Source organism: Psychrobacter sp. CAL346-MNA-CIBAN-0220, assembly GCF_040309805.1.
GTDB lineage: Bacteria > Pseudomonadota > Gammaproteobacteria > Pseudomonadales > Moraxellaceae > Psychrobacter.
In genome coordinates this window covers 1-279 of the sequence record NZ_JBEOPF010000166.1, presented here as the reverse complement: position 1 = coordinate 279, position 279 = coordinate 1, and the positions used below count along the sequence as shown (strand labels likewise).

General features: G+C 40.1%; 1 protein-coding gene. It reads right to left on the bottom strand.

Annotation, left to right across the window (positions count from 1 at the left end; translation table 11 throughout):
* Nucleotides 1-279: hypothetical protein (locus tag AAEY88_RS13160; RefSeq protein ID WP_350563104.1), on the bottom strand; the 279-nt coding region annotated here is incomplete at both ends.

Below are 279 nucleotides of genomic sequence, written 5' to 3'. Positions count from 1 at the left end.
AATCAGCACCTATCATGGTTTCAAAATCGATAAACAAAAACATTAAGTTAGTTGGATAAGCAAAATGGCCACTAAAAACCCAATCAACTTTAGTTTGATTAGCATTAACGGCTGTAGTGCTCATATAGGCAGGCTCGGTCGCTTCAAAGGGTGAAATAAACCGTAATTCAAAATCGATACGTTTACCTTCATCTATGGCAATAATTTCTTGCTCGCCAACACCTACATCTGGGTTTTCACTTGCCCAAGCAGACACAAAGCCTACTGTCGCATCGGTAC